Origin of the sequence: Streptomyces cinnamoneus (genome assembly GCF_002939475.1) — a bacterium.
In the GTDB taxonomy this organism is placed as follows: domain Bacteria; phylum Actinomycetota; class Actinomycetes; order Streptomycetales; family Streptomycetaceae; genus Streptomyces; species Streptomyces cinnamoneus_A.
In genome coordinates, this window is record NZ_PKFQ01000001.1 from 466,453 (window position 1) to 490,707 (window position 24,255).

Here is a 24,255-nt window from a genome sequence, read left to right on the forward strand (position 1 = left end):
TCGACGCCCTGCCGCCCGGCGCCGGGAACGCGGCGGCCCCCGGTACCTGCGAAGGGTCCGGGGGCCGCCGCACGACGTGCGGAGGGGTTCACAGGCCGTTGACCCGGGCCTGGCGGGCGAGGCCCAGCGGGTGGACGGTGGCGCCGATGACGCGGGCGCGGGACTGGGCCCGCGAGCGCAGCCGCCGGGACCGGGCCAGCAGCCGCCGGCTGCGCAGCGCCAGTTCCAGCTCGAAGCGGGTGCGGGGCTCGCGCAGGGCGGGGCCGAAGAGCTTCTCGATCTGGCGGAGGCGGTACCGCACGGTCTGCGGGTGGACCTGGAGCGTCCGGGCCGCCTCCGGCGCGCCGCCGCTCTCCAGCCAGGCCAGCAGCGTCACTTCGAGCCGCTCGCTCTGCCGGGGCGTGAGCCCTTCGAGGGGGCCGAGCCAGCGGGCCGCCAGGGCGCGGGCGAGGGTTTCGTCCTGGAGGAGCAGCAGGTCCGAGAGGTGGTCGTCGACGAACACGAGCCGTTCCCCCGAGTCGGCACCGGCCGGGTTCAGGGCCAGCAGCCGGCGTGCCCAGCGCAGGGAGGAGCAGGCGTCGGCCAGGGGCACGGCGTGTCCGACGGCGGCGGCGCGGCCGCCGAGCACGGCCGTCAGGACGGAGCGGGACTCGGGGCCGGGGCCGCGCTCGGGCACCAGCAGGCAGACGTCCGTGTCGACGGTGCCGAGGAGTCCCTGGCCGAGCGCGTCCGACAGCTGGAGGGCCAGGTGGGAGGCCTCGGTGGAGGAGGTGCCGGCGAGGACGACGGCCCGGGCGCGGCCGGGCAGGGGCCAGCCGGCCCGGTGCGCGAGCTGCGCGAGGACCTCCTCGGGCAGGCAGCGGTCCTCGGCGAGCGCGGCGAACAGCGCCTGGCGCGCCCGGCCGCCCGGCATGGGGGTGACCACGGCCTCGCGGCCCCGTCCGGTGAGGGCGCCGGGGCCCGGCGGCCGCGGTGGCCGGCGGTCGGCGGCCGCCCTGCCGGGCAGGCCGAGGGCCAGCAGCAGGGCCTGCTCGACCGCCGCCCGCGCCGCGTCCTTCCCGACCCGTTCCGTGGCCTCGGCGAACGCCGGTGTGCTGCGGAGCAGTTCCTCGACGAGCCGTGCGGCGACGGCGGGAAGTTCCTTTCTGAGGACGCGAGTCCATTCACCACGTGGCCGTGACCAGATGCGGTTCAACATTTCACACATCATCTACCTCCGGACCTCTGCACCGGACAAGGGGATCGAACGTGCAGTCGGACCCTCTCGCGTGAGTGGGCATCATCAAACAGCCGTCCACCGGCTTGGGGAGGGCCATGCGCGAATTTGTCACAGAGCGATAAAGCTTATGGAGGACTTGCAAAATCCGAGGATGCTGCTGTTCATTCGACCGCGCGGCGAAATTGCCCCGATGCGCGGGATTTCCGGACTTCTCAGGAACACGGCTTCTCGCCCGGCATCGCGGCGGGTCGGCCGCGAAAGGCCCCCACATGTCCCCGTCACCCCTGTCCCCCGCGCCACCGCCGGCGCCTCCCCTCGCCGCGCCGGCACCGCCCAGGGCGCGTTCGCCCCTCGCCCCCCACCGTCGCCGGGCCCGCTCCCGGCCGGCGAACCGGCCGTCGGCAAGGCCCGCCCTGCCCGCGGCGATCCTGCTGCTGCTGGCCGCCGCCGCCCGCTCCGGCGTGGCGGAACGGACCGAGGCGTTCCTGGACTTCGGCGCGGGCGTGCTCGCGCTCGTCTCGCTCACCGCGACCGTGCTGTGGGGGCTCGCCGCCACCGACCGGATGCTGCTCGGCTCCGCCCACCGGCTGCTCGCCCAGGGCGTCCACCGGGGCCTGGCCGTGGCGGGCCTCGGCTTCCTCGCCCTGCACGTCTGGGTCAAGGTGGCCGAGGGGCACACGAGCGGGGCGGCCGTGGCCGTGCCGTTCACCGACCCGGCCAGTCCGCTGCTCATCGGGCTGGGCACCCTCGCCGGCTACCTCTTCGTCACCGTCGCCGTGACCGGCGCCGTCCGCAGCACCTTCGCCTCCGTCGGCCGCTCCCGCGCCTGGCGGGCCCTGCACATGAGCGCGTACCCCGCCTGGGGCGGCGCGCTGGTGCACGGACTGCACTCGGGCCGCCCGGCCAGCGGCTGGGTGACGGCGGCGTACGCCCTGTGCCTGGCGGGGGTCGCCGCGGCCCTGGTGCTGAGGCTGCGCCGGGCCCGCGGCAGTGAGGGAGGCGGCTCGTGACCGGCCCCGTACCGACCCTGGCGGCCGTCGGCCCGCCCCGGCTGCTGGCCGGGCTCGACCAGCGGCCCTGGCTGGACCGCGCGGCGCACCTGGCCCTGCACGGCGCGCAACCGGCGCTGTCCGCCGGCGAGCTGACGGAGCTGGCGAAGAACGTCGGACTGCGCGGCCGCGGCGGCGCGGGGTTCCCCTTCGCCCGCAAGCTCGGGGCCGTCACCGACGCGTTGCGGCGCACCGGCGGTGCGGCGGCGGTCGTGGTCAACGGCACCGAAGGCGAGCCCGGTTGCCTCAAGGACACGGCGCTGCTGCTGCACGTGCCGCACCTCGTGCTCGACGGGGCGCTGCTGGCGGCCACGGCGCTCGGCGCGGAGGAGGTGGCCGTCGGGGTGACCCGGGCGGACGTCGAGCAGTCGGTGAGCCGTGCGGCGGCCGAACGGGGCCCGGACGAGGTGGGGGTCCGGGTGGTGCGGCTGCCGGAGCGGTTCGTCACCGGCGAGGGCACCGCCCTGGTGCGGGGCGTGGGCGGCGGCCCGGCGCTGCCGTCGGGGCGCAAGGTCCGCTCCAGTGAGAGCGGCCTGGGCGGCCTGCCGACGCTGGTGTCGAACACCGAGACGTTCGCGCAGCTCGCCGTCGCGGCCCGGCTGGGCGTTCCCGGATACCGCGAGCTGGGCCTGCCGGAGGAGCCCGGCACCGTCCTGCTGACCGTCGCCGGGGCACACGTGGTGGAGACGCCCACCGGGCTGCCCCTGCCGTACGCCCTCGAACTGTGCGGCACCGGCCCGGGACAGGGCGTGCTGGTGGGCGGCTACCACGGCGCCTGGCTGTCCGCCGACCGGGCCCGCGCGGCGACGGTCTCCCGTGAGTCCGTCGCCGCGGCAGGCGCCGCGTTCGGGGCGGGCGCGCTGCTGCCCCTGCCCGAAGCCACCTGCCCCGTGGGGGAGACGACACGGGTGGCGCGCTGGCTGGCGGCGGAGACGGCCGGGCAGTGCGGGCCCTGCTTCCAGGGACTCCCCGCGCTCGCCGAGCAGCTCCTGGAGGCCGCGCAGGGTGGCGGCCGGCGCGCCCTGGAGGGCGTACGGGCCCGGATGCGGGCGGTGGAGCGGCGCGGCGCCTGCGCGCACCCGGACGGCACCGCCCGCTTCGTCGCCTCCTCGCTCGCCGTCTTCGCCGAGGACTTCGAGGCGCACGCGGTGAGCGGCGGTTGCGGGCGGCCCGTCCTCGGTGCGCTGCCCCTGCCCCCGGGGGCGCGCGGCGCCGCGGCGGTCACCGCCGCCCGGGCGGTGCGGCCCTCGCCGCGCGAACGGCTCCTGGTGGACTGGACGCTGTGCGGCGGGCACGGGCTGTGCGCGGACCTGCTGCCCGGCCTGCTGCGGCTGGGCCCGGACGGCTATCCGGAACGGGCCGCCATCCCCGTGCCGGCGCGGATGAGGCAGCGCGCGCTGCGCGCGGTGCGGCGCTGCCCGGCCCTGGCGCTGCGCCTGGAGACCGCCGAATAAGCGTTTTTGACGTCCTGTGACAACTTCCGGGCCCCGCTGAGCACGTGCGGCGCCCGGTGCGTACCCCCCTTCGCCGGCGGACTCCCGAGCCGGCCCCCCAGGAAGGAACACCGACATGGTCAACCAGCGACAGGCGGCCCTCGCGGCCGGCGCGATCACCCTGATGATGCTGACGGCCGCGTGCGGCGGCAGCCCGTCGGCGAAGGAGCGGCAGGGTGACGACGTCAAGCCCGCGGCGAACAGCTCGGAGGCGGCCAAGGGCTACGGCTACGGAGCCGGGGCGGGGGCCGCCGGCGGCTACGGCGCGGGCGATGCCCAGGGGGCGGCGGCCCCGGGTGAACCCGGCGGCAAACTGGCCGTCCGTGAGACACCGGACCTCGGTCAGTTCGTCACCGACGGAAAGGGCTTCACCCTCTACCGCTTCGACAAGGACTCGGCGAAACCGCCGGCCTCCCGGTGCGACGGTGACTGCGCCAAGGCCTGGCCTCCGGTCCCCGCGGGCGAGGTGTCGGTCTCCGTGGGGATCGACGCCGGCGCCCTCGGCGAGGTGGCCCGGTCCGACGGCAGCAAGCAGCTGACCCTGGGCGGCTGGCCGGTCTACCGCTACGCCAAGGACACGGCGCCCGGGGACGCCAAGGGCCAGGGCGTCGGCGGCACCTGGAACGCGCTCGCCCCCGACGGCAAGAAGGCGGGCGGAAAGGGCGAGAAGAAGGAGCAGCCCGCTCCCGAGGGCGTCTCGGTCTCCGACAACGCCAAGCTCGGCAAGATCCTGGTGGACGGTCAGGGCCGGACGCTCTACCGCTTCAACAAGGACAGCGCCTGGCCCATGAAGTTCGCCTGCACGGACGCCTGCCTGGAGACGTGGAAGCCCGCCAAGCCCGTGGACAAGGCCAGCGTCAAGGGCGTGGCGGAGAAGCTCGTCACGACCGTGACGCGGCCCGACGGCACCAAGCAGCTCGCCATCGACTGCTGGCCGGTGTACTGGTTCACCGGTGACGGCAAGCCGGGGGACGTCAACGGCCAGGGCAAGCAGGGACTGTGGTTCGCCGTCGACGACAAGGGCGCGAAGGTCACGGCCGCTCCGGCCGGCTGATCCGGGCCCTGGAACGCGTGAGAGGCCCCGCGGTCGGGGGCCTCTCGGCGCACGGGGGGACGGCCCCGGCCCCCACGGCTCAGTGCTGGCTGTTGAGGAAGCCGACGACCACCGCGACCCACCAGCCGACCTGGGACACCAGGGCGGTGGCGCCGCCCCAGGCCAGCAGGCCCGTCGTGGGGGCGCCGGAGGTCTGCGAGGCCATGCGCTTGTTGAGCATCCCCGCCTGGAGGCCGTTGAGGCTGAGGGCGAGGACCATCACCAGCTTGACGGAGGTGAGGGTGGCGGAGGGGTTGGGGTGGAGCATCATGCCGCTGGCGACGAGGCCCGCCAGGCCGACCCAGATGGGCAGGTGGAGGCGGCCCGCTGCGTCGAGGGCCTCACGGAGCGTACAGCGGCCCGTGATCCACAGCAGCCCGTAGTAGTCGGCCACGAGCACGGCGCCGAAGCCCAGCACCAGCGAGGCCAGGTGGATGAAGAGAGCGGCGGTGTGCAGGGTCGCGTCCGCCTGCAGGTGTACGGAGATCCATACGGAGACCGCCCAGGCCGCGCACACCGCGAGCCCGCCGCCGGCGAGCGTCCACCACGAGTCGTACAGCCCCAGGGGCCGGGCGTGCCGGGCGCCGGGGCTCGTCGCACGGGACGGCAGGGGCGTGGGCACGACGGACAGGGACGACTCGGATGGCATGGCGGACAAGTGATTCTCCAGACGCAGGCTACAAAGGCAAGGCTTACCTAAGGCCAAGGCTTGCCCGATAGCCGGTCATATTCGACGACTGAGACCATTGTTCTCAACCCCGGAGCCAAAATGTGACCAGCTCGCTGTCGGGTCGAAATCACACATTCCACAAAAGGCGGGATATCGACCCGGCGCTTTCCGTCCGCACGACCCGGCCTTGGGCCCCGACATCGGCGAGAGCAAAACGGCATAGCACCCGATAAACCAGAACACTCTCTCGGTGAAATGGCAAGCTTTGCAGGTCAGAGGGGCAAATCAGCCAATCAATGGAAGATCCTCCCCCAGGCCGCCGCCAACCGGGCGCCGAAGGCCCCGGAAAGAACGTTTCGATATCTCCGCGGCACGGCGGTATACGCCGTTCGCACCCGCTTCCGCCGGCGTGGGCCGGCCCGCCCGCGGGGGCCCCGCCGCCCCGTCGCCCGCCTCGGGGCGGCCGCCCGGCCGCCTTGCCGGCCTCCGCCGGTGCGCACTTCACCGGCGCCCCGTACGACCTCAACGGCGGCGCCCTGATGCGTTGGGCCCGGTGCGCCGAAGCGGCACCAACCCCGCCCCGGGCGGACTGCCCCTCCGCTACGATGCTCCAACGAGCACCGACGCTGGTCCGATGAGCGGATTGAGCGTTCGTCAGCTCGTCATCCTGTTTGGGGGAGGAATCGCCGGCGTCCCCGCGAGGCCGAGGCGGGCCGGCGTGATGGGGGGCCAGTGATGGAGCCGGGCAACCGTGCCGTGAGGCCGCCCCTCGCCGTCACCGCCGGCGCGTTTGCCGCCGGGCCCCTCCCCCGCACCTCGCGCGCCGTCGCTCACGCCCGCGACGCCGTGCCCGATACGCGCCCCACCCGCTGAACCACCGCTCGGGCCCGGCCCCCACTCCCCCCTGACGAAGCGAGCGCCACACCCCCGCGACCGGACGGCCATCTCACGGTGAGCCGTTGGAAAACCGACCGCCGGAGGACAGCCGCCCATGGACCACACCACCGCTCTGCTCATCGAACTCGGCGTCATCATCCTCGGCCTGGGACTCCTCGGCCGCCTCGCCGGACGCATGGGCTTCTCCCCCATACCCCTCTACCTGCTCGCCGGCCTGGCCTTCGGGAACGGCGGCGTCCGCCCGCTCAGCGCCAGCGCGGGGTTCGTCTCCGCCGGCGCCGACATCGGCGTCATCCTCCTGCTGCTGCTCCTGGGCCTGGAGTACAGCGCCTCCGAGCTGGTCACCGACCTGCTGACCCAGTACCCCTCCGGCGCCGTCGACCTCGTCCTCAACGCCGTGCCGGGCGCCGTGGCCGCCTGGCTGCTGGGCTGGGGGGCGGTGGCCGCGGTCGCCCTGGCCGGCGTCACCTGGGTCTCCTCGTCCGGCGTCATCGCCAAGGTGCTGAGCGACTTCGGCCGCGTCGGCGACCGGGAGACCTCGGCCGTGCTCGGCGTCCTGGTCATCGAGGACCTCGCCATGGCCGTCTACCTCCCCCTGCTCACGACCCTGCTGGCCGGCCTGAGCCCGGCCGCGGGCGGCCTAGCCCTGGTGACGTCCCTGGGCACGGTCGCCTTCGCGCTCTACGTGGCCCTGCGCCACGGCCACCTCATCAGCCGCGCCGTCTCCTGCGACAACCCCGAGATGCTGCTGCTCGTCGTCCTGGGCATGACGCTCTTCGTCGCCGGCGTCACCCAGCGGCTGCACGTCTCCGCAGCGGTGGGCGCCTTCCTCATCGGCATCGCGCTGTCCGACGAGGTCGCCGAGGGCGCCCGCGACCTGCTGTCCCCGCTGCGCGACCTGTTCGCCGCCGTCTTCTTCGTCTTCTTCGGCCTGAGCACGGCTCCGGCCGCCATCCCGCCGGTTCTCGCCCCGGCGCTGCTGCTCGCCGCCGTCACCGTCGTCACGAAGATCGCCACCGGCTGGTACGCCGCGCGACGCGCCGGAGCCCCGCCCGCGGGCCGCTGGCGGGCGGGCGGTGCACTCGTGGCGCGCGGCGAGTTCTCGATCGTGATCGCGGGCCTGTCGGCGGGCGTCGCGCCGGGCCTCGCCCCCCTGGCCACCGCCTACGTCGTCATCATGGTCACGCTCGGCCCCCTCACGGCGCGCTGGACCGAACCCCTGGCCCGCCGCCTCCGCCGCCGGGCCCCCGAGCCCCCGCCGCCCCGGGCCGCCCCCCAGCCGTCCGGCCACGCCGGCACCGCCCCGGGCAAGGGCTGAGGACGGGCACCGGCGGGGCGGGCCCACGCCGGACGGCCGGCCGTCGTGCCCCGTGGGGGTGGGGAACGACGACCGGCCGGGACGCCTGTCAGGGGCCCGCCGCGCGACGGACGGCTACGGGACGACCTTGAGCAGCTTGTTCGGCGTGCCCGCGCCGGGGCCCGTGACCTTGTCGGCCGTGGCGCCCTGGGTCAGCGCGCCCGCGACCTGCTCCGGGGTCGCGTCCTTGTGACCGCCGAGGTAGAGGGCGGCGGCACCCGCGACGTGCGGGGTGGCCATGGACGTGCCCGAGATGGTCTTGGTGCCGGAGTCGCTGTCGTTCCAGTCGGACGTGATGTCCGAGCCGGGGGCGTACAGGTCGACGACGCTGCCGAAGTTGGAGAAGTCGGACTGCTGGTCGTCCTTGGTGGTGGAGGCGACGGTGATCGCCTCCTTCACCCGCGCCGGCGAGCTCTTGCCCGCGTCGGAGGACTCGTTGCCCGCCGCGACGGCGAAGGTGACGCCCGAGCTGATGGCCTTCTGCACAGCCGCGTCGAGCGCCTCGTCGACCCCGCCGCCGAGGCTCAGGTTGGCGACGGAGGGACCCTTGTGGTTCTTGGTGACCCAGTCGATGCCGGCGACGACCTGCTCGGTGGTGCCGGAGCCCTGGTTGTCCAGCACCCGGACGGCCACGACCTTGGCCTTCTTGGCGACGCCGTGGGTGGTGCCGGCGATGGTGCCCGCGACGTGCGTGCCGTGACCGTTGCCGTCCTCGGCCTTGTCGTCGTTGTCGATGGCGTCGAAGCCGTAGGAGGCGCGGCCGCCGAAGTCCTTGTGGCTGATGCGGACTCCGGTGTCGATGACGTACGCCGTGACGCCCTCGCCGGCGCCGTCGGGGTACGCGTACTTCCCGTCACCCTTGGTCTCGGCCTGGTCGATGCGGTCCAGCCCCCAGGAGGGTGGGGCCTCCTGGGTGGCGTTGACGCTGAAGCGGTGGTTCTGGACGACCATGGCGACCGACGGGTCGGCGGCGAGCCGCTTGGCCTCGTCACGGTCGAGTCCGCTGGCGGAGAAACCGTGGACGGCCGAGGTGTACGTGCGGTTGAGCTTGCCTCCGTAGCGTTCGGCGAGGTCCTTGCTCTCCGCGGAGACGGACCGGGCCGCGACGCCGTTCTTGCCGTCCTTCAGCATGACGATGTAGCTGCCGTCGACGGCGCCCTTGACGTCGGCGCCGTGGACGGTGCCCTCCGCGGGCGCCGCGGCGCCTGCGGGAAGCGTTAACAGGGTGGCGGCACCGGCCGTGGCGGCCGTCGCGGCGGATATCGCTATCGCGAGACGCCTCTTGCGCGTCGTGCGCCTGTGAGTTGCCATAACGAGGGTTCCTCCTCGTGCGGTTGTGGGGGGGCGTTGCGAGTCGTCGCAACACACCCGGCGGCGATGGAAGATCCGCCTCCGGGTGGTCCAAAACCCTGTCAGGTTTGACGCGCCCAGTTCAACTCCCGCACCGAGGTGTGACATACGCAACGCTCTTTCGTAACTGCAAACCCCCTTGAACGACGGCAAGTTGGACACCTGGTGAAACAAAGCCGACACACGGCGGGGGCACCGCCCCCGCGCGGCGGGTGGCGGTGCCCCGTGTTTCCGGGAGTGCCGGTCAGGCCGTGACGATGGCCGGATCGCTCACCCCCGCCTCGCCGTTCTCGACGTGTCCGGCGAAGCGGCGCAGGAAGGTGCCGTCCGTGTCGGACACCACGGACAGGTCGTACCAGCGCTTGCTGCTCCGCAGCTCCACCGCGTGCACCACGCGTCCCCCGGCCGGGACCGTGAAGGTCCGCGCGCGGCCGCCGTAAGCACAGGTGACGGTGAGGTGACAGGCGGTACCGCCCGCGTTGGCCATGGTCAGTTCGACGCGCCCGGTACGGGCGTCATGGCGCGCGGTCACCTCCGGGCCGGCGGTGGTGCCGGATCCCCGGAAGGCGCGCAGGAACCCGTTCGGGCCGTACACCGAGAGGTCGTAGACGCCCTTCGAGTAGGCGGTGTTCCAGGTGTCGGAGAGCTTCTTGCCGGCTTCGGCGGTGTACGTCCAGGGGCCGTCCGAGCGGTTGGCGGACGTCACGGTGAAGCAGGCCCCCGCCTTCTCGCCGCCGCTGAAGGTGAGGGTGAAGCGCCCGGTGGACGCGTTCGCGGACCCGTCGGTCAGCGGTGCGTAGGGCAGCGGGCGGGTGGGGCGCGCTCCCCGCTCCTGCTTCGGCAGCGCGGGGTGGGCGGGCGGCTTGGGCACGTAGTCGGGGTGCCGCTCGCGGTCCTTGGGCGCGTAGGCTGCGGTGTCCGGAAGCGAGGCGGGCTCCGTGCGGCCGAGCCGGAAGTCGAAGGCCGAGGTGAGGTCGCCGCAGATCGCGCGCCGCCAGGGCGAGATGTTGGGCTCGCGCACGCCGAAGCGGCGTTCCATGAAGCGGATGACGGACGTGTGGTCGAAGACCTCGGAGCAGACGTAACCGCCGGTGCTCCAGGGGGAGACCACGATCATGGGGACGCGCTGGCCGAGGCCGTAGGGGCCGGCGCCGTAACGGCCGTTGCCCGCGAAGTGGTCGAGCGCCGTGTCGACCGTGGACAGACCCTGGTCGGCCGAAGCCGGCGGGAAGGGCGGGACGACGTGGTCGAAGTAGCCGTCGTTCTCGTCGTAGGTGATGAACAGGGCCGTCTTGCTCCACACCTCGGGATGCGACGTCAGCGCGTCCAGCACCTGGGAGATGTACCAGGCTCCGTAGTTGGCGGGCCAGTTGGGGTGCTCCGAGAACGCCTCGGGGGCGGCGATCCAGGAGACCTGCGGCAGCCTTCCCGCCTTGACGTCGGCCTTGAGGATGTCGAAGTAGCCGTCGCCGTTCTTGACGTCGGTGCCGGTGCGCGCCTTGTCGTAGAGCGGGTCGCCGGGCTTGGCGTCGCGGTAACGGTTGAAGTAGAGCAGGGAGTTGTCGCCGTAGTTGCCGCGGTAGGCGTCTTTGATCCAGCCCCAGGACCCGGCCGCGTCCAGGCCGTCGCCCCGGTCCTGGTAGACCTTCCAGGACACGCCGGCCCGCTCCAGGCGCTCCGGGTACGTCGTCCAGTCGTAGCCCGCCTCCTCGTTGCCGAGGACGGGGCCGCCGCCCTTGCCGTCGTTGCCGGTGTGTCCCGTCCACAGGTAGTAGCGGTTGGGGTCGGTGGCTCCCATGAACGAGCAGTGGTAGGCGTCGCACACGGTGAACGCGTCGGCGAGCGCGTAGTGGAACGGTATGTCCTCGCGCGTCAGGTACGCCATGGTCCCGGCCGACTTGGCCGGGACCCACTGGTCGTACTTCCCCTGGTTCCAGGCCCGGTGGCCGCCCGCCCAGTCGTGGTTGAGGCCCGCGATGAACTGCATGCCGAGGTCCTCGGCGTCCGGGCGGTAGGGCAGGACGTCCTTGGTGCCGTCGGACTGGTGCCAGACCGACTTGCCGCCGGCCAGGGTCACCGGTCGCGGGTCGCCGAAGCCGCGGACACCCTTGAGCGAGCCGAAGTAGTGGTCGAAGGAGCGGTTCTCCTGCATGAGCACGACGATGTGCTCGACGTCCTTGAGCGTTCCGGAACTGCGCCGGGCGGGAATGGCCGCGGCACGGTCGATGCTGTTCGACAGTGCGGCGAAGCCCGCGGTCGCGCCGGCTATCTGGAGGAAGCGCCGGCGGTTGAGTTCAGCCATGGGTTCGGGGACCCCTTGAGGTGTGAGGACGGGAGTTCGCAGAGTGTTCCAAGAGCATGGAGCGCCGGGGAAGGCGCGGTTTCGCCAGCGTGAAGGCGGGCGGTACTCGTGGTGACGCTCGGCTCCCGTCGGCTGCCGCCGCACGGGCCTCACATGTCGGACAGGCCCCAGACGTCGGCCTGGAGGAGGTCGGCCGCGGCCCCCGGTCCGGTGCGGATCGCCTGCTCGGTCCAGACCGTCTTGCCGTCGCGGCCGTAGCGGGTGCCCCAGCGCTCGGTGAGCTGGGCCACGAGGAACAGCCCGCGGCCCCCCTCGTCGGTGCTGCGGGCCCGGCGCAGGTGGGGCGCGGTGCTGCTGGCGTCGGAGACCTCGCAGATGAGGCGGGGGCCGCGGATGAGCCGCAGCGTCACCGGGCCGCCTCCGTAGCGGTAGGCGTTGGTGACCAGCTCGCTGACGATCAGTTCGGTGGTGAAGACCATCTCGTCCAGCTGCCACGCGCTCAGCTGCTCGGCCATCAGCGCCCTGGCGCGCGAGGCGGCGCTCGCCTCCGCGGGCAGCGTCCACGTCGCCACCCGCTCCTCCCCCAGCGTGCGGGTCCGGGCGAGCAGCAGGGCCACGTCGTCGGTGGGGCGGGCCGGCAGCAGGGCCTTGACGACGGCCTTCGACAGCTCCGGCAGCGGCCGCTCGCGTGCGGACAGCTCCGCCGACAGACGCGCGAGCGCGACGTCGATGTCGTTGCCGCGCGTCTGGATGAGCCCGTTGGTGTAGAGCACCAGCAGGCTGCCCTCGGGCAGCTCCAGGTCCATGGACTCGAACGGCAGGCCGCCGAGACCCAGCGGCGGCCCGGCGGGCAGTTCGGGGAAGCTCACCCCGCCCCCGGGCGTCACGACGGCGGGCAGCGGATGGCCAGCGCGCGCCATGGTGCAGCACCGGGAGACGGGGTCGTACACGGCGTACAGACAGCTGGCGCCCGTGACCTGGTCGTTGGAGAAGGCGCGGCTGCTGGCCTCCTGCTCCTCGGCCAGGCGGTGGACGAGGTCGTCCAGGTGGGAGAGCACCTCCTCGGGCTCCAGGTCGAGGTCGGCCAGGGTGTGGACGGCGGTGCGCAGCCGGCCCATCGTGGCCGCCGCGTCGATGCCGTGGCCGATGACGTCGCCGACGACGAGGGCCACGCGCGCCCCGGACAGCGGGATGACGTCGAACCAGTCCCCGCCGACGCCTTCCACGGCCCCGGCGGGCGTGTACTGGTGGGAGACCTCGACGGCCGGGAGGTCGGGCACTTCGCCCGGCAGCAGACGGCACTGGAGGGTCAGCGCGGCCTCGTGCTCCCGGGTGTAGCGGCGGGCGTTGTCGATGCAGACGGCCGCGCGGGCGGCGAACTCCCCGGCGAGGGTCAGGTCGTCGCTCACAAACGCGTCGGGGCAGCGCGCCCGCCACAGGGTGACGAAGCCCAGGACCAGCCCGCGGGCGGCGAGCGGGACCATCATCACGGAGTGGACGCCCAGCTCGCTGGCCCGGTCGGCGCGTTCCTGCGCCACGGCCGCGAGACCGGTGGGGCCCTGCACGTGCGGGATCAGGATGGGGCGCTGCTCGGCCAGGCAACGGCCCTGCGGGGTCTCCTTGGGGAAGGTGATCAGCCCTCCCACCGGGTAGAGGACCTCGTCGGCCCCCTCCACGACGCACTCGGCCGCGGCCCTGCGCAGCTCCCCGGCGCCGTCGGGGGAGGGTTCCTCGCCGCGGCTGACGGGCTCCAGCAGGTCCACGGTGGCGCAGTCGGCGAGTTCGGGGACGAGCACGGCGGCCAGCTCGCGGGCGGTCTCCGGCACGTCGAGGGTGGTGCCGATGCGGGCGCCGGCCTCGTTGAGGAGGGCCAGCCGCAGCTGGGCCCGGTGGCGTTCGGTGACGTCCTCGACCAACTGGGTGACGCCCAGGGTCTTTCCCTCGGAGTCCTCCATGCGGAACGCGGAGACGGAGACGTAGCGCTGCTGGGAGGGGTCGGCGCGCAGCCGGCAGGGCTGCTCCGTGAAGATCATGGGCCGGCCCGTCTCCAGCACGTGCCGCAGACGCCGCTCCACCGTCTCCGCGTCCTGGCTCACCAGGAAGTCCCCGGTGCGGTGTCCGCGGATCTGCTCGGCCGGGAGGCCGGCGATGCCTGCGATCGCCCGGTTGACCCGCAGGACGCCCAGGTCGGGCGCCATGACGGCGAGACCGATGGGCGAACGCCGGAAGAGCCCGTCCAGGACCGAGCGGTCGGTCTCCCACTGGACCACGTCCTCCGCCAGCGCGCCGACCAGGAACCACTCGCAGTCGCCACCGCTCCGCGCCACCCGGCGCGCGCGGACGCCCAGACGCAAGCGGGTGCCGTCGCGGCACACCACGGGCACCACTCCGAACCAGCCGGGGGCCCCGACGCACGCCGCCACCGCCTCGCCGACGTCGGCCCGGTCCGCGGGGGCCACCAGGACGTCGGCCGCGGGCCGCCCGATGATCTCGTCGGCCCGGTGGCCGAGCAGCTTCTCGGCACGCTTCCCCCAGCCGACGACGGTCCCCCGCTGGTCCAGCACCGCCGAGGCCGCGCGGCTGACCGAGAACGGGTCCTCGGGGCTCTCGCTGAAGAGCCTCACCGGTCCGCTCATCACCACCCTCTCCTTCTCGCGGCCTGCCGTACCGTCCGGGGGCGCGGCCCGGCACTCGCACCCGGCGGGGGGATTCGCGGTGCGGGACCATCCTTCTGCCCGCTGTGGGCCTCCGCACGCCGCCCGGGGCCGAACGAGGCACCGAGGTCGACAGGGCCGTCATTCACCGGGCAGGTCCGCGTGTCGTGGGGCGACGAGCATCGTTGTCCGCTTGTGGGCTGTTTGCCCGTGTGTTCCACCGTCGAGACCAAGGATTTGTGATGCGCCTGTTCCGCACCGCAGCCACCGCCCTCGGAGGGCTCCTGCTCGCCGTCTCGCTGCCCGCCGCCACCGCGGCGGCCGCGAACGGCCAGTTCATCTGGGAAGGCCCAAAGGGGAAGATCTACTTCGTCAAGAATCCGCCCGAGGGCAAGTGCTTCTCCATGGGCCAGGAAGCCCACGCGGCGCGCAACGAAACGCAGAAGCCGCTGGCCGTCTACGCGAACAAGGGGTGCAAGGGCAAGCAGCTGCGCCTCTCACCGGGTGAGCACGCGCCGCGTGACAGGTCCTTCGCCAGCGTGATGTTCAACCCGCACTGACGTGCCCACTCGCCCGGCCGGTGCGCGTGCCGCGCGCGCCGGCCGGGCGAGGGCGTTCACGCGGAGAGACGGAAGCCGAGGCTTCCGAAGGCGACGTGGTCACCTGGGCGCACGCGCACGGTGCCGGCGATGCGCAGGCCGTTGACATAGGTGCCGTTGCGCGATCCCAGGTCGGACAGCCGCCAGTCGTCGTCCAGAAAGCGCAGCTCGGCGTGGCGCCGGGAGACCGTGTCGTCCTCGAAGCGCAGATCGGCCAGCGGGGACCGGCCGATGTGCAAGGGACCGGTGCCGGGTTCGGGAAGGCGCAGGCCGGGCAGGCGCGCGGTGTTCCAGGCCCTGCGCACGCGCACGGGAAGCATCGCCACGCGGGCCACGGCGCGCAGGACGACGTCCGAGAGCCGCCCCCGGGCGGGCAGGTCGGCCATGACCTGGTCGATCTCGGCGCGGTTACGGGCCGTCAGCACGATGTTCATACGCCGTATGAACGTGTCGTGGGAGAGCCGGCCGTCCCCGGCGCCGTCCCTGAGGATCTCCAGCGCCTGGTTCCGCTCGGCCTCCGACGGCCGTGCCACTCGGGTGCGGAAGTCAGGGGACGTCGTCATGGAAGGATTCTCTGCCGGAGACGTCCACCATGTCCATACGCCTCCGATCACCGCGCGCAACCCCGCCGCGCCCGGGGGCGGTGGGTGGTACGGCGCGTTCCGTGGGCGCCGTCGCTACTCCCGGACGTCCACACAGACCCGCCCGTGGGGCTGGACCTTCTCCTCTACGTGCTCCCATCCTTCGGCGCAGATCACCGTGTGCTGGGGTACCTTGCGGCCCAGTGCCACGGTGTAGAACTGGCCGTGGCGCCAGTGCCGCAGGGCGCTGTCGCCGTCGAGGCCGGCGCCGCGCAGGTGGAAGTGCCCGAAGAAGTCGCCGTCCTGCGCGGGCTGGACCGACACCTTCGCGACGTAGCGGCCGGCCCCCTCGACGATGACGCACGTGGCGCCCCCGCAGCGCGCGGCGTCCGCCGTGCCCGTGGCCGGCAGCAGGGCCACGGCGCCCAGGGCGACCAGACCGGCGCACAGGGCCCGGCGCGTTCGTGCGGCAAGTCGCTTCATCGCAGTCCGCCCTCACTCCTCGTCACGGCACGGGGGTGCCTGTGGTTGCGTTCCCGACGATTCGACACCCGTCCGCCCGCGCCCGTCCGGTGGACCCGGCGGGTTCACCCGACCGGCTGCGGCCGGGCGCGGCGCGGACCTCGCTCAGACGCCCCGGCGTGCGAGGCGCTCCAGCGCGGCGACGGCGGACGGCCCCGGGGGCGGGCCGGGCGGGATCAGACCGCCGCCGGCGCCGTCCGGAAGGTCTTCCGGTAGGCCTGCGGCGCCACTCCGACGGCGCTGTGCAGGTGCTGGCGCAGGGACGTGCCCGTGCCGAAGCCGCAGTGGTGGGCGATCCGGTCGACGGGCCAGTCGGTGGTCTCCAGCAGGTGCCTGGCCCGCTCCACGCGCTGGCCTGCCAGCCACTGGCCGGGGCTCATGCCGACTTCGTCGCGGAAGCGGCGGGTGAGGGTCCGCACGCTCATGCCCGCCCGGGACGCGAGACCGGCCAGGGTGAGGGGTTCGCCGAGGTGTTCGAGGGCCCAGGCGCGCACGGGGGCGGTGCTGCCGGCCGAGGGCCCGGGCACGGGCTGCCGGATGAACTGGGCCTGCCCGCCGTCGCGCCAGGGTGGTACCACGCAGGCGCGCGCCACCTCGTTGGCGACGGCGCTGCCGTGGTCGCGGCGCACGATGTGCAGGCACAGGTCCACTCCGGCGGCCACTCCCGCCGAGGTGAGGACGTCGCCGTCGTCGACGAACAGGACGTCGGGATCGACGCGGGTGGTCGCGAAGAGGCGTTGCAGCAGCCCGGCCTCCATCCAGTGCGTGGTGACCGGGCGGTTCTCGAGCAGGCCCGCGGCGCCCAGGACGAAGGTGCCGGTGCACAGGCCCACCATCCGGGTGCCCGGCCGGACGCCCTCGAACGCCCTGCGCAGTCCGTCGGAGAGCCGCCCCTCCTCCCGGACGGCGCCCAGCGCGTGGGAGGGCGGGACGACCACGGTGTCCACGGCGGCGAGCAGGGAGGCGTCCTCGGAGACCACGATGTCGAAGTCGGCCTGGGTGCGCACCGGGCGGCCGTCCAGGCTGCACGTGGTGACGGAGTAGAGCGGGTCTCCGCGGTCGCTGCGGGCGGCGCCGAAGATGCGCGCCGGAATGCCCAGCTCGAAGGGAAGGACGCCGTCGAGGGCCAGGACTCCGATGCGGTGCATGGCCCGATTCTTTCAGACGTTGGCCATCAGGCCATGTCCCGGGGGGCTCGACGGCGGCAGGCTGGAGGCGCGCCGGAAGAAGCCGGAGCCAAACCCCCTGACGAATCCCACAGAAGGCAGGAAGCGCATGACCACGTCCGACGCCCCGCAGGTTCCCCGGATGCGCGCCGTCAGCCAGGACGCCGCGGGTGGCCCGGAGGTGCTCGGGCTGATCACCACCGACCGTCCCGTGCCGGGGCCGACGGAGGTGCTGGTGAAGGTGCACGCCGCGGGCGTCAACCCGGCCGACTGGAAGATCCGCGCCAGGGGCGCGTTCGCCGGCGGCGTCACGCCTCCCTTCGTCCTGGGCTTCGACGTCTCCGGGGTGGTCGAGGAGGTGGGCGCCGGTGTGACCGTCCTCCAGCCGGGCGACGCCGTGCACGGCATGCCGCGCTTCCCGCACCCGGCGAGCGCCTACGCCGAGTACGTCACCGCGCCGGCACGTCACTTCGCCCGCCTGCCGGAGGGACTGGACCACATCCAGGGCGCCGCCCTCCCGCTGGCCGCGCTGACGGCCTGGCAGGCGCTGGTGGACACGGCCGACGTGCGGCCGGGCCAGCGCGTGCTGGTGCACGCGGCAGCCGGTGGCGTCGGCCACCTGGCCGTACAGATCGCCAAGGCCCGCGGCGCGTACGTCATCGGCACGGCCCGCGAGGCCAAGCACGACTTCCTGCGGTCCCTGGGCGCGGACGAACTCGTCGACTACACCCGGCAGGACTTCGCCGAGGTCCTCTCCGACGTCGACGTCGTCCTCGACCCCATCGGCGGGGAGTACGGGGCCCGTTCGCTGCGCACCCTGCGCCCCGGCGGCACGCTGGTGGCGATCCTGCCGCCCGACGACACCTTCCCCGCCGAGGAGGCCCGCGCGGCGGGCGTACGGGCGGTGTTCATGCTCGTCGAGCCGGACCGCGCGGGGCTGGAGGCGATCGGCGACCTGGTGGCCTCGGGCCGGCTGCGGGTGCGGGTGGACGCCGTCGTACCGCTGGCGGAGGCGGCCAGGGCCCATGAGCTCGGAGAGACCAACAGGGTGACCGGCAAGATCGTCCTCTCGGTCGCCGACTGAACCGGGGGCGGTGCGCCGACGACGGCGGGGGCCTTGGAGCAGGCCCCCGCCGGAGCCGGCCGGGAGGGGCGGCACCCCCGCGGAGGGCGGTTTCGCCGCGCCCGGGCAACAGCATCCTCGCATTTCCTCTTTGCCCGATTAGTCTATGAATGCGCACATGGGCAGTGGCGCACGCGACTGACGACGACCGGCCCGCGCCGTGTCCACCTCGCCCGGTCCGCCCCTGTGAAGGACGCCCTCGTGATGCTGCTCCGCAAACCCCGACGGCCCTTTTGGACGACCGTGGCCTTCGGTTCGTCCCGCCGCGCCCTGAGCATGCTGCTGTTGCTGTGCACGATGGCCCTGGCGGCCGCCGTGGGTGGGCACGGCGTGGGCGAACGCCTCGCTCCGGGCGGCTGGATCCCGGCCGACGCCCAGTCGGCCCGGGCCGACGACTTCCTGGCCGAGCGCTTCGGGGCCGGCGAGCCCCATCTGATGCTGCTCGTCTCGGCGAAGGGCCCGGTCGACTCGCCCGCCGCCGAGAGCGCGGGACGCGCGCTCACCGACCGCCTGGCCGCCGACCGGCACACGGCCTGGGTGCACGGCTACTGGCCGGACCGGGCGCCCGAACTGCGCGGTCGCGACGGCCGCAGCGCCGTCATCGCCGTGCGCTTCAGCGGTGACGAACGGGCCGTGCTCGCCGCCAGCAAGGCCATGGCCGGGCGGGTGGCAGGGCGGGCGGGACCGCTCACGGTCTCGGTCGCGGGCGAGGGCCCGCTGTTCACCGAGATGGAGCGGCTCAGCACCGAGGGCGCCATGGTGGCCGAGCTCATCGTGGCCCCGCTGGTCCTGCTCATCCTCCTGTGGATCTTCGGCAGTCTGGTGGCGGCCCTGCTGCCCGTGGCGGTCGGCGCCTTCGCCGTGCTCACCACGACCGCTCTGCTGCGGGTGTTGAGCGAGATGATGACGGTGTCGGTGTTCGTCCTGAACATCGCCACCGCGCTCGGCTTCGGGCTCGCCGTCGACTACTGCCTGCTGATGGTCAGCCGCTTCCGCGAGGAACTCGCCGACGGCGCGCCACCGGTGCGGGCGGCCGAGCGGACGATGCGCACGGCGGGCCGGGCAGTGGTCTTCTCCGCGACGACCGTCGCGGCGGCCCTGGGCGCCCTGATGGTCTTCCCCCTGCCGCTCACGCGCTCGCTGGCGCTGGGCGGAGCCGCCGTCGCGCTGTGCTCGGCGGCCGGGGCCCTGCTCGTCCTGCCCGCGCTGCTGGTGCTGCTGGGAACGCGCGTCAACCGCTACGACCTCTTCGCGCGCTGGCGCCGCGGTGCCGGCCGGCCGGTGGACGAGGGACGCTGGTACCGGCTGGCGATGTGGGTGACGCGGCGTCCGGCGGCTGTCGCCGTCGGCGCCCTGCTGCTGCTCGGCCTGCTCGCCGCACCGGGGGCCGGGGCGCGGTTCGGGATGTACGACGACCGCGTCCTGCCGGCTTCCTCGCCGGTGGCCCAGGCCTCGCGCCACCTGCGCGACGACTTCACGGCCGGGATGGACGACGCGGCCACGGTGGTCCTGCCGGACGTCCACGTCACGGTTCCGGCGCCGGCCGGGCAGGCCCCGCCCGGGGCGGGGCAGCCGGCGGCGGGGCCGGGCCTGCGGTCCGCGTCCCAGGCCGCCGCCGTCGCCGACTACGCCGCGCGGCTGTCCGGACTGCCAGGCGTGCGGCAGGTGCGGGCGGCGACGGGCGTCTACCGGGCGGGGCACCGCACCGCCCCCGCCGGACCGTGGGCGGCCGCGTACGCCGGGCCGGCCGGCACCTGGCTCAGCGTCACCCCCTCCACCGACTCGCCCCTCTCCCCGGACGGCCGGCAGCTGACCGAACGGCTGCGCGAGGAGCCCGCCCCCGCGGCGGCGCTGGTCGGCGGCTCGGGGGCACGGCTGACCGACACCGAGGACGCGCTGACCGACCCGCTGCCGCTGGCCGTGCTGCTCACCGTGGCGGCCACGCTCGTGCTGCTTTTCTTCTACACACGCAGCGTGCTCGTCCCCGTCAAGGCGGTGCTGCTGAACGCGCTGAGCCTGGCGGCGACCTTCGGGATCATCGTCGCCATCTTCCAGCAGGGCAGCCTGGAGGCGCTGACCGGGCCGCTGAACAGCCCCGGCACCACCGACGTCATCATCCCCGCCGTGATGTTCTGCACCGCCTTCGGCCTGTCCATGGACTACGAGGTCTTCCTGCTCTCCCGCATCGTCGAGGAGCAGCGCGGCGGGACGCCGACCACCCGCGCGGTCGCCGTGGGCCTGCAGCGCACCGGACGGCTGTTCACCTCCGCCGCCCTGGTCTTCGCGGTGGTGATGGCCTCCCTCGCCGCCTGCGACATCGTGATGCTGCGCGTCATCGGCTTCGGGCTCGCCGTGGCCGTCGTCCTCGACTGCACCGTGGTGCGGGCCCTGCTGGTCCCCGCCGTCATGTGCCTGGTCGGCCGCGCCAACTGGTGGCCCGCCACCCGCCGGGAGCCCCCTCACCAGGAGCCGGGACGCCCTGCCACGGCCGCGCTCGTCGCACCGGTGAAGCACTGACGCCACGTCAACCAGACGTCAGGAAAAGGTTCTTGCGCCTCCTTCTCCTTTCGTACGCGGGTCGCCCGTTAAGGTGGCCCGGAACGGAGACGCCCCTGCGTCGCGAGGGGTGCGGTACGACAAGAGCTGTCCATCCCTATCCGGCCACAGCCCCCGGGGAGCCGCCCGTGTCCGCCGTGTACCGCCGCCCCGGACGAACCCGTCCCGCCGCGCGCCCCGAGCGCCGCCACCGCCGCGGCGGTCTGGCGGCCGCGCTCCTGTTGTTCGCCTGCGCCACCGGACCGGCACTCGCGACCGCCGCCGAGCCACCGGCCGTCCGGTACGTGGCGATGGGCGACTCCGCCGCGGCGGCGGCCCTCGTCCCCCCGCAGACCAGCCTGAGCTGTCTGCGCTCCGGCGAGAACTACCCCCACCTCGTCGCCCGCGAGCTCCACCTGGCCTCGTTCGCCGACGTCACCTGCAGCGGCGCGAGAACGACCACGCTCGGGCCGCAGCTGGCCGCGCTGTCGCCGGAGACCACCCTGGTCACCCTCACCATCGGTGCCAACGACGTGGGCATCGTCCAGGCCCTGGCGCTCTGCAGCCTCCTCGGCGCCGCCCGCCCCCACGGCCACCCCTGCCGGGACACCTACCGGCACGACGGCCGCGACGGGCTCGAACAGCGCGCCGACGCCGCCGGCCCCCAGGTCGGGGCGGCCCTCGACGCCGTCCACCGGCGGGCCCCCTCGGCCCTCGTGCTGCTCGTCGGCTACCTGGACGTCTTCCCCGCTCCCCCGCACGGCTGCCGGCCGCGCGAGACCTTCGCCGACGGCGACCTCGCCCACCTCGACGCCGTGGAGAACCGGCTCGACGCCACGCTGTCCCGCACCGCACGCGCCCACCACGCCGTCTTCGTCGGCCTCCACCCGGCGAGCGCCGGGCACGACTTCTGCGCCCGCGACGGCGTCCGCTGGAGCGAGGCCCTGGTGCCCACCCGGCCCACCGCGCCCTTCCATCCCAACCACCTGGGGGAACAAGCCATGGCACGGGAAACGCTGACCGCCCTGCGGGCGTCGTCATGACCGCGCAAGCCGAGACGGTCGCCGAACTCCGGCACCGCTACCGGCGCGACCTCGCCCCGGGCGTGGAGCGGTTCTTCGAGCCCCGGAGGGTCACCTGCCCCTGGTGCTCGTCGGACCGGCTGCGCGAACGGCTGCGCACCACCGACCTGATCCAGCACAAGCCCGGCACCTTCGTCGTCGAGGAGTGCCGTGCCTGCGGCCACCGCTTCCAGAACCCCCGGCTGACCCCGGAGGGCCTGGACTTCTACTACCGCGACTTCTACGACGGCCTCGGCGCGCGGACCGCCGACCTGATCTTCCGTTCCCCCGGCAGCGAGGCCCGCCACCGCGCGGTCGCGCGGTCGGTCGCGCCCTTCACCGATCCGCGGCGCTGGCTCGACGTGGGCACGGGGCACGGGCACTTCCCCAAGGTGGCCAAGGAGGTCTTCCCCCGTACCGCCTTCGACGGGCTGGACCTCGGCGAGGGGGTGGAGACCGCCGCGCGGGAGGGCCGGATCGAGGAGGCCCACCGCGGTTCGTTCACCGAACTGGCCGACGGCATGGCGGGGCACTACGACGTGGTGAGCATGCACCACTACCTGGAGCACACCCCCGACCCGCGCCGGCAGCTGACGGCCGCCCGCACCGCGCTGCGCCCCGGCGGTCTCCTCCTCGTCGAGGTGCCCAACCCCGAATCCGCGTACGCCACGCTGCTCGGCCGCTGGTGGCTGCCGTGGTTCCAGCCCCAGCACCTGCACCTCATCCCGTCGCGCAACCTCCGCGGGGCGGTCTGCGAACTCGGCTTCACCGTGGTCACCACCGAGCGGGGCGCGGCCCACCAGCCGGTGGACCTCGCGGCCGCCGTGGCCCTGCGGATGTTCGACCTGATGCCCAGGGGCGACGCCCCCTGGCACCCCGGGCCGCCGACCGCGCTGGCCCGCTCCCTGCGGACGGCCGTGCTCGCGGCCGCGCTGCCGGCCGTCGCGGCGGCGTACGGGCTCGACCGGCTCGTGGCGCCCGTGGCCCGGCGCGCGGGCCTGTCCAACGCCTACCGGCTGGTCGCCCGGCGGGACTGAGGCGCGTCGACGCCCGCCTGCGCACGTCCTTCCGGTCACCGGCTCCGGCGGTAGTGCTCCAGCTGGGTGATGCCGTTGTAGCCGTAGCTCTCGGGGTGGAGTTCGTACAGCGCCACGCCGGCGACGGGGGGCAGCACGCCCAGGGTCTCGCGCAGCAGTTCGTAGGCCCCGGTGATGAAACGGCCCTTCTCGTCCGCGCTGTTGGTGCCGGCGGTGATGCTCGCCTCCACGTGGGCACCGGTGCACTCCGCCATGGGCCGGCCGGCCACGAAGAAGCGACCGGGCGGGGTCAGGAGGACGTGGACCGTGGTGCGACCGGCGGACTTGCCCAGAGCGGACACGGCCAGCGCGGTCAGGCCGTCCGCGAGGGCCTGCTGGGTCGCCGGCACCAGGCCGGGGTCGGAGACGGTGACGCGGATGAACGGCATGGGTGATCACTTCCTTGAGGACAGGTGGCACGGCGAAGCCCGAGGAGGGGCGGCCGCGGTGGCCGCGGCCCCGCCGTGAGGACACTCCTGAAGCGTTCCCGGTCAGCGATAGTGAGTCCAACCGATGTGATCGATGGACTCATGAGGGGGACACATGCCCTTGAACCTGCCCCAGCTGCGGGCCTTCGTCGCGGTGGTCGACGCCGGGGGCTTCGGCACGGCGGCGACGGACCTGGGGCTGAGCCAGTCGGCGGTCTCCCACGCCGTCGCCTCGCTGGAGCGGATCCTGGCCGGTCCCCTGCTGGTCCGCTCCACTCCGGTACGCACCACGGCCCTGGGGGAACGCGTCCTTCCGCATGCCCGCGCGGCCGTGTCCGCGACGGACGCGCTCCGCGACGCGGCCGCCCGGCACGGCAGCGAGGTCAGCGGAACCGTGCGCCTCGCCTCCACGCCCACGGTCTGCCAGGGGCTGCTGCCGGCCCTCCAGCGGCACTGGTCCGCACACCTGCCGGGCGTCCGGGTGCGGGTCTTCGAGGGCAGCAGCGACGAAGCGGTGACCTGGCTGGAGAACGGGGCCGCGGACGCCGTCATCGTGGCCGACCCCCCGTCCGGCGCCGGCACGCCCCTGGTGACCGACCCGTTCCTCGCGCTGCTGCCGCAGGACCACCCCCTGGCGCGCGAGAACGCCGTCCATGTGTCGGACCTGGAGGACGATCCGCTGATCCTGTCGCCGAACGGCTGCGAACGCCACGTCCACAGGATCCACCGGGCGGCCGGCACCCCTTTCTCCCCCGCGCACCGGGTCCGGGACCTCGGAACGCTCATCAGCATGGTCCAGGCCGGCATGGGCATATCGATCCTGCCGCGCGTCTCGCGCCCCCTGCTGCCGACCGACCTCGTCCTCGTCCCGGTCGAACCCCGCTACTGCAGGCGCCTGGTCCTGTGCGGCCCGGAAGGGCGCCCCTGGTCACCCGCGGTCCGCGCCCTCGCCGACTCCGTCGAGACGCTGCCCCGGGCCGTGCTCGACGACGCCTGACCCATCCGGCGCCGCCTGACCGGGCGAGCGGACGGGGAGCCCGGGCCCCAAGGAGCCCGCGCCGCGGGCCGGGTGACGCCGGC

At 74.0% G+C, this 24,255-nt stretch carries 19 protein-coding genes; 10 read left to right on the forward strand and 9 right to left on the reverse strand.

Features of this window, described 5'->3' with window-relative positions:
- Positions 1 to 88: 88 nt before the first annotated feature.
- Positions 89 to 1,198 carry a PucR family transcriptional regulator gene (locus CYQ11_RS02260; RefSeq protein WP_338105412.1) on the reverse strand — a complete coding sequence of 370 codons (1,110 nt, stop codon included), beginning with the start codon at positions 1,196 to 1,198 and terminating at the stop codon, positions 89 to 91.
- A gap of 290 nt (positions 1,199 to 1,488) precedes the next feature.
- On the opposite strand from CYQ11_RS02260, the gene CYQ11_RS02265 reads away from it, so the two are divergent.
- The 3 genes from CYQ11_RS02265 to CYQ11_RS02275 all read left to right on the forward strand — a co-directional run bounded on the left by CYQ11_RS02265 (position 1,489) and on the right by CYQ11_RS02275 (position 4,815).
- Positions 1,489 to 2,229, forward strand: a complete 741-nt coding sequence (locus CYQ11_RS02265) for a hypothetical protein (protein ID WP_240003225.1) — start codon at positions 1,489 to 1,491, stop codon at positions 2,227 to 2,229.
- Positions 2,226 to 3,722, forward strand: a complete 1,497-nt coding sequence (locus CYQ11_RS02270; protein ID WP_099198083.1) for an NADH-quinone oxidoreductase subunit NuoF family protein — start codon at positions 2,226 to 2,228, stop codon at positions 3,720 to 3,722. Before CYQ11_RS02265 ends, CYQ11_RS02270 begins: the two co-directional genes overlap by 4 nt.
- Positions 3,723 to 3,837: 115 nt before the next feature.
- Positions 3,838 to 4,815: an SCO0930 family lipoprotein gene (locus CYQ11_RS02275; protein WP_099198084.1), complete on the forward strand. Its 978-nt coding sequence runs from the start codon at positions 3,838 to 3,840 to the stop codon at positions 4,813 to 4,815.
- Between the two features lie 79 nt (positions 4,816 to 4,894).
- On the opposite strand, the gene CYQ11_RS02280 is transcribed toward CYQ11_RS02275, so the two are convergent.
- Complete coding sequence (locus CYQ11_RS02280) at positions 4,895 to 5,503, reverse strand: hypothetical protein (protein ID WP_205041780.1); 609 nt, start codon at positions 5,501 to 5,503, stop codon at positions 4,895 to 4,897.
- A gap of 1,012 nt (positions 5,504 to 6,515) precedes the next feature.
- Here CYQ11_RS02280 and CYQ11_RS02285 point away from each other — a divergent pair.
- Positions 6,516 to 7,739 (forward strand): cation:proton antiporter, encoded by a 1,224-nt coding sequence (locus CYQ11_RS02285; RefSeq protein WP_104650945.1) that lies wholly within the window; start codon positions 6,516 to 6,518, stop codon positions 7,737 to 7,739.
- A gap of 114 nt (positions 7,740 to 7,853) precedes the next feature.
- Here the strand turns inward: CYQ11_RS02285 and CYQ11_RS02290 are convergent, their stop codons facing one another.
- From CYQ11_RS02290 to CYQ11_RS02300, 3 genes are all read right to left on the reverse strand, one after another.
- Positions 7,854 to 9,089, reverse strand: coding sequence for a S8 family peptidase (locus CYQ11_RS02290; protein WP_099198086.1), 1,236 nt, complete (start codon positions 9,087 to 9,089; stop codon positions 7,854 to 7,856).
- A 283-nt stretch (positions 9,090 to 9,372) separates the two neighbouring features.
- Positions 9,373 to 11,430 carry a phosphocholine-specific phospholipase C gene (locus CYQ11_RS02295; protein WP_099198087.1) on the reverse strand — a complete coding sequence of 686 codons (2,058 nt, stop codon included), beginning with the start codon at positions 11,428 to 11,430 and terminating at the stop codon, positions 9,373 to 9,375.
- 149 nt (positions 11,431 to 11,579) lie between these two features.
- A complete protein-coding gene (locus CYQ11_RS02300) occupies positions 11,580 to 14,066 on the reverse strand; it encodes a SpoIIE family protein phosphatase (protein WP_099198088.1) in 2,487 nt (828 codons plus the stop codon).
- 260 nt (positions 14,067 to 14,326) lie between these two features.
- Between CYQ11_RS02300 and CYQ11_RS02305 the strand changes: the two genes are divergently transcribed.
- Positions 14,327 to 14,644 carry a hypothetical protein gene (locus tag CYQ11_RS02305; protein ID WP_099198089.1) on the forward strand — a complete coding sequence of 106 codons (318 nt, stop codon included), beginning with the start codon at positions 14,327 to 14,329 and terminating at the stop codon, positions 14,642 to 14,644.
- A 56-nt stretch (positions 14,645 to 14,700) separates the two neighbouring features.
- Here CYQ11_RS02305 and CYQ11_RS02310 read toward each other — a convergent pair whose 3' ends face one another.
- The 3 genes from CYQ11_RS02310 to CYQ11_RS02320 all read right to left on the reverse strand — a co-directional run bounded on the left by CYQ11_RS02310 (position 14,701) and on the right by CYQ11_RS02320 (position 16,934).
- A complete protein-coding gene (locus CYQ11_RS02310; RefSeq protein WP_099198090.1) occupies positions 14,701 to 15,246 on the reverse strand; it encodes an FHA domain-containing protein in 546 nt (181 codons plus the stop codon).
- A 114-nt stretch (positions 15,247 to 15,360) separates the two neighbouring features.
- Positions 15,361 to 15,747 carry a hypothetical protein gene (locus CYQ11_RS02315; protein ID WP_099198091.1) on the reverse strand — a complete coding sequence of 129 codons (387 nt, stop codon included), beginning with the start codon at positions 15,745 to 15,747 and terminating at the stop codon, positions 15,361 to 15,363.
- Between the two features lie 215 nt (positions 15,748 to 15,962).
- Positions 15,963 to 16,934 carry a GlxA family transcriptional regulator gene (locus tag CYQ11_RS02320; protein WP_099198092.1) on the reverse strand — a complete coding sequence of 324 codons (972 nt, stop codon included), beginning with the start codon at positions 16,932 to 16,934 and terminating at the stop codon, positions 15,963 to 15,965.
- Between the two features lie 127 nt (positions 16,935 to 17,061).
- Between CYQ11_RS02320 and CYQ11_RS02325 the strand changes: the two genes are divergently transcribed.
- The 4 genes from CYQ11_RS02325 (at position 17,062) to CYQ11_RS02340 (ending at position 22,708) form a co-directional block, all read left to right on the forward strand.
- Positions 17,062 to 18,036, forward strand: a complete 975-nt coding sequence (locus tag CYQ11_RS02325) for an NADP-dependent oxidoreductase (protein WP_099198093.1) — start codon at positions 17,062 to 17,064, stop codon at positions 18,034 to 18,036.
- A gap of 243 nt (positions 18,037 to 18,279) precedes the next feature.
- On the forward strand, positions 18,280 to 20,592 hold the full coding sequence (locus tag CYQ11_RS02330; protein WP_104650946.1) for an MMPL family transporter: 2,313 nt from the start codon (positions 18,280 to 18,282) through the stop codon (positions 20,590 to 20,592).
- Positions 20,593 to 20,759: 167 nt separating this feature from the next.
- A complete protein-coding gene (locus CYQ11_RS02335; RefSeq protein WP_205041781.1) occupies positions 20,760 to 21,653 on the forward strand; it encodes an SGNH/GDSL hydrolase family protein in 894 nt (297 codons plus the stop codon).
- The gene (locus tag CYQ11_RS02340) at positions 21,650 to 22,708 is read left to right on the forward strand and encodes a class I SAM-dependent methyltransferase (RefSeq protein WP_099198095.1); all 1,059 of its coding nucleotides are present in this window, start codon (positions 21,650 to 21,652) and stop codon (positions 22,706 to 22,708) included. Before CYQ11_RS02335 ends, CYQ11_RS02340 begins: the two co-directional genes overlap by 4 nt.
- 35 nt (positions 22,709 to 22,743) lie before the next feature.
- Here the strand turns inward: CYQ11_RS02340 and CYQ11_RS02345 are convergent, their stop codons facing one another.
- Entirely contained in the window at positions 22,744 to 23,136 is a 393-nt protein-coding gene (locus tag CYQ11_RS02345; RefSeq protein WP_099198096.1) for a tautomerase family protein, read from the reverse strand.
- A gap of 154 nt (positions 23,137 to 23,290) precedes the next feature.
- Between CYQ11_RS02345 and CYQ11_RS02350 the strand changes: the two genes are divergently transcribed.
- Positions 23,291 to 24,172, forward strand: a complete 882-nt coding sequence (locus CYQ11_RS02350; protein WP_099198097.1) for a LysR family transcriptional regulator — start codon at positions 23,291 to 23,293, stop codon at positions 24,170 to 24,172.
- The last annotated feature ends 83 nt before the right edge of the window (positions 24,173 to 24,255 follow it).